The sequence below is a fragment of the Streptomyces mexicanus genome (genome assembly GCF_902506575.1).
Taxonomy (GTDB): Bacteria; Actinomycetota; Actinomycetes; order Streptomycetales; family Streptomycetaceae; genus Streptomyces; species Streptomyces mexicanus.
In genome coordinates, this window is sequence record NZ_LR732668.1 from 1 (window position 1) to 5,397 (window position 5,397).

Here is a 5,397-nt window from a genome sequence, read left to right on the forward strand (position 1 = left end):
GTGGGGTACGGCGACCCCGCCGACATCGCCTACGTCATCTACACCTCGGGCTCCACCGGAACCCCCAAGGGCGTCGCCGTACCCCACCGGGCCGTCGTCAACCGCCTGCTGTGGATGCAGGAGGAGTACGCCCTCGAACCCGGCGAATGCGTGCTGCAGAAGACGCCGTTCACCTTCGACGTGTCGGTCTGGGAGTTCTTCTGGCCGCTGCTCGCCGGCGCCCGGCTGCACCTCCTCGCGCCCGGCGCCCACCGCGACCCGCGCGCCGTGGCCGCCGCTGTCCGCGCCCACGGCGTGACCACCCTGCACTTCGTGCCGCCCATGCTCGACCTGTTCCTGGCCGAGCCCGAGGCCGCCCGCCTGACCGGGCTGCGCCGCGTGGTGTGCAGCGGCGAGGCGCTGCGCCCGGAGACCGTGGCCCGCTTCTTCGCCGTGTACGGGCCCGCCGCCGACGCGCCCGGCCTGTACAACCTCTACGGCCCCACCGAGGCCGCCATCGACGTCACCCACCTGCGCTGCACCGAGCAGCACGGCACCGGGCCGGTGCCGATCGGCCGGGCCGTCGCCAACACCAGCCTGTACGTGCTCGACGCGGGCGGCGAACCGCTGCCGTTCGGGGTGCCCGGCGAACTCCACATCGGCGGCGTCCAGGTCGCCGCCGGCTACCTCAACCGGCCCGAGCAGACGGCGGAACGCTTCGTCACCGACCCGTACACCCCCGGCGGGGGAGTGCTCTACCGCACCGGCGACCTGGCCGTCCTGCGGGAGGACGGCACGGTCGAGTACCGCGGCCGGCTCGACCACCAGCTGAAGATCCGCGGCTTCCGCATCGAACCCGGCGAGATCGAGTCGGCGCTGCTCGCCCTGCCCGGCGTCGAACAGGCCGTCGTCACCGCACCCCGGGGTGCCGACGGGCAGCACCGGCTGCTCGCCCACGCCGTCGCCCCCGGCGCCACCCCCGAGGCCCTGACGGCCGCGCTCGCCGCACGGCTGCCCGGGTACATGGTGCCGTCCGCCGTCGTCCTGCTCGACGCCCTGCCGCTGTCGCCCAACGGCAAGGTCGACCGGCGTGCCCTGCCCGTGCCCGACGGCCCCACGGCACCCGCGCCGCGCGCGGCGCGCCCGCTGGACGCGGACGAACAGCGGATCCACGACGCCTTCACGGCCGTACTCGGCACCGAGCGGATCGACCCCGACACCTCCTTCTTCGCGCTCGGCGGCGACTCCCTGCTCAGCATCCGGCTGCGCACCGCCCTGGAGCACACCGGCGTCACCTTCGACCTGCCCGACCTGTACGAGGCACCGACCGTCCGCGCCTTGGCCCGCCACACCCGGCCGCACGTGCCCACCGGGCCGCGCACCCGGCCCTTCTCGCTGCTGTCCGCCGCCGACCGGGACCTGCTGCCCGACGGCCTGGACGACGCCCACCCGCTCAGCAGCATGCAGTCCGGCATGGTCTTCCACGCCGAGTACGAGCGGCACTCCTCCGTCTACCGGGTGGTCACCAGCATCCGGGTCCGGCTGCCCTTCGCCGAGGAGCCACTGCGCGCCGCCCTCGCCGGCACCGTCCGGCGCCACCCGGCGCTGCGCAGCTCCTTCCACCTCACCGGCTTCAGCGAACCACTCCAGCTGGTGCACCGGGACGTGACCGTGCCCCTCGCGGTCGACGGGGAGCTGTGGGGCGCCGACCCGGAGACCCGCGCCGCCCGGCTCGCCGCGTGGGCCGAGACCGCCAAGCACCACGACTTCGACCTCACCGCGGCCCCGCTGCTGGCCTTCACCGCCCACCCGCTGGGCGCCAAGTCCTTCCAGTTGAGCGTGGTCGAACACCATGTGGTGCTGGACGGCTGGAGCGACGCGGCCATGCTGGACGAGATCGTCGCCCGCTACCGGGCCGCGCTCTCGGGCGAAGACCTCTTCCTGCCCGAGATCCCCAGCACCTTCCGGGAGTTCGTCGCCGCCGAACGCCGCGCCGCCGACCAGAGCGAGCACCGCGACTTCTGGGCCGGGGAACTGGCCGGCGCCGAGCCCGCCACGCTGCCCGCACGCACCACGGGCCGCCCGGCCGGCGCCCGACACCGCCGCTTCGACGTACCGCTGGAACAGTCCACCGGGGCCCGCATCACCGCCGCCTCCCGCGCCGCCGGACTGCCCCCGAAGTCGCTGCTGGCCGCCGCCCACGCCGCCGTCCTGCACGCCGTCGCACCCGGCGACGAGGTGCTGACCGGTGTCGTCACCCACGGCCGGCTCGCGGACGACGGCGGCGACCAGGTCATCGGCGTGTTCCTCAACACGCTCCCGCTCCGGCTGTCCGTGACCGACGGCTCCTGGCTCGACCTGGCCCACCGGGTTCGCGCCCACGAGCAGCGCACCCTGCCGCACCGCCGCTACCCGTTCGCCCGCATCCTGCGCGACCACCCCGACCTCGCGCTGGACTCGTACGTCAACTTCATGGACTTCCACCAGCAGTGGGGCTCCGACGCGGCCATCCAGGACGGCTTCGGCATCGCCGAGACCAACTTCCCGCTCGCCGCGAACTTCCTGGTCGACCCGGCCGGCGGCCGGCTGCGGCTCTGGCTGGACTGCGACACCTCGCTGCTCGACCCCGAGTTCTGCGACCGCCTCACCGGCTACTACGCCCGCGCCCTCACCGCGCTCGCCGCCGACCCCGCCGCCCCGCCGGCCGACCTGCGCGGCCCGGAGGAGCGGGCCCTGGTGGCCGGCTGGAACGACACCGCGGTGCCCTACGACCCCGACGCGACCCTCGGCGGACTGATCGCCCGGCAGATCGCCGCCACCCCCGAGGCCACCGCGCTCGTCGACGGCCGCACCCGCCTCAGCTACGCCGAACTCGACGACCGGGCCGCCCGCCTGGCCCACCACCTGCGGGCGCTGGGGGCCGGCCGCGGCAGCCGGGTCGGCGTGAGCGTACGGCGCTCGACGGACCTCGTCGTGACCCTGCTCGCCATCGCCCGCACCGGCGCCGCCTACGTCCCGATGGACCCCGGCTTCCCCGCCGACCGGCTCCGCTACATCGCCGCGGACGCCGCCCTGGACTGCCTGGTGACCGGTCCCGGCGGCCCCGAGGACCTGCCCACCGGCGCCGTCGTACGGCTCGACCGGGACGCGGAGCGGATCGCCGCCCGGCCCGCCGGACCGCTGGACGGCCCGGGCGCCGACGACCCGGTGTACGTCATCTACACCTCCGGCTCCACCGGCCGCCCCAAGGGCACGGTGCTGCTGCACCGCAACGTCGTCAACTTCTGCGCCGCGATGGACCTGCGGATCGGGCTCGCCGCCGACGACGTCGTCCTCGCGCTCACCAGCGTGTCCTTCGACATCTCCGTCCTCGAACTGCTGTGGCCGCTCACCCGCGGGGCCACCGTCGTGGTGGGCGGCGAGCGGATGATCGAGCGGCTCACCCCGGCCGACGGCGACGATTCCCTCCAGGACCTCCTCGTCCGGCACCGGGCCACCCTGCTCCAGGCCACCCCGTCGTTCCTCGCGGCGGTGGCGGCCCAGCCTCAGGCGCTGGACGCGCTGCGCCCGCTGCGCGCCCTGCTGGTCGGCGGCGAGGCGTTCCCCTCCGGGCTCGCCCAGCGGCTGCTGACCGCGCTGCCCGCGGTGCGCGTGTACAACATGTACGGCCCGACCGAGACGACCATCTGGTCCACGGTCCACGAACTCGACCGCGAGCGGGACGTGCACGCCGCCGCCCTGCCGATCGGCCGCCCGATCGCCAACACCGCCGTCCGGGTCGTCGCCGGGGACGGCCGCGAGGCCCCCGTCGGCGTCGCCGGCGAGCTGTGGATCGGCGGCGACGGGGTCGCCCGGGGCTACCTGGACCGGCCGGAGCTGACCGCCGAGCGGTTCGTCACCGCGGACAGCGGCCGCTGGTACCGCACCGGCGACCGGGTGCGCTGGCGGGCCGACGGACTGCTGGAGTTCCTCGGCCGCATCGACCGCCAGGTGAAGATCCTCGGCCACCGGGTCGAACCCGACGAGGTGGAGAGCGTCCTGTCCCGCCACCCCGAGGCCGCCTCGGTCGCCGTCGTCGCCGCCCAGCGCGCGGGCGGCGGAGCCGAACTCGTCGCCTACGTCGCCCCGGCCACGCGGGACGGGAACGCCGACGGCGAGCGCAGCCATGTGGACAGGTGGCGGGAGGTGTGGCAGGGGGCGTACAGCCCGGACACCCCGGAGGAGGCGGAGCAGACACCGGCCCCGGAGGCGGCCGACGACGCCCGCCCCGCCGACGAGCGGGACTTCGCCGGCTGGCTGAGCAGCTACACCAAGCGGCCGATCCCCGTGCACGAGATGCGGGACTGGGTGGAGCGGACCGTGCGCCGCATCCGCCGTACCGGCGGGACGCGGATCGTGGACGTCGGCGTCGGCGTCGGCCTGTACCTGCGCCGGCTCGCCCCGGACGCGGACTCCTACCTGGGCCTCGACCTGTCCCCGGCCGCCCTGGCGACGGCCGCCGCCGCGGTCGCCGGTGATGGCGCACTGCCCGGCCACATCACACTGCGCCAGGCCGAGGCCACCGCCCTGGCCGAGCTGCCCGACGCCGGTGCCGACCTGGTGCTGTTCAACTCCGTCGTGCAGTACTTCCCCGGTCCGGACTACCTGCGCCGGGTGCTCACCGAGGCGGTCCGCGTCGCCGGCCCCGAGGGCGCCGTCTTCGTCGGTGACGTCCGGGACCTGACGCTGCTGCCCGCCTTCCACGCGGACACCCAGCTGCGCCGGGCGCCCGCGCTCAGCCCGGCCCGGGAGGTGTCCGCCGCCGCGGCCCGCGCCCTCGCCGAGGAACGCGAACTGTGCCTGACCCCGGCCTTCTTCGAGGAATTCGCCCGGGCCGCCGGGCTCGGCCTGCGCATCGAGCTGAAGCGCGGCCGGTACGCCAACGAGCTGACCCGGTTCCGCTGGGACGCCACCCTGTACGGCCCCGGCCGCGCCCCGGACGGCGACGCCGACGGCAAGCGACTGTCCTGCGCCGACCTGACCGGTACCGACGCGCTGGCCGAGCTGCTGGCGGGCACCGCACCCGAGCGGGCGCTGACCGTCACCGGTCTGCCCGACCGGCGCCTGGTGCGCCCGCTCGCCGCCCTGGCCCTGCTGCGCGGCGAGCAGCCCGCCGAGCAGACCGCGTGGGAGCTGGAGCGCTCGCTCTGGGAGGCCTCGGCCGACCAGGGCATCGACCCGGAGGACATCGCGGAACTGGGCGAACGGCACGGCCGTACCGTCCGCCTGCTGCCACCGGCCCCCGGCCGCACGGGCGAGTTCGATGTCGTCTTCGAGCCGCACACGGACGCACCGGAAGCCGGCACACCGGAAGCAGGCGTACGGGAAGCCCACACGCCGGAAGCCCCCGCCGGGAAAGTCCACGCGCCGAAGGTCCCC

1 protein-coding gene is annotated in these 5,397 nt (G+C 75.5%); it reads left to right on the forward strand.

What is annotated here, in order from left to right; translation table 11 throughout:
- Positions 1–5,397, forward strand: a 5,397-nt coding sequence (locus GV126_RS34605) for a non-ribosomal peptide synthetase (RefSeq protein ID WP_159675266.1), incomplete at both ends; no start/stop codon positions are given.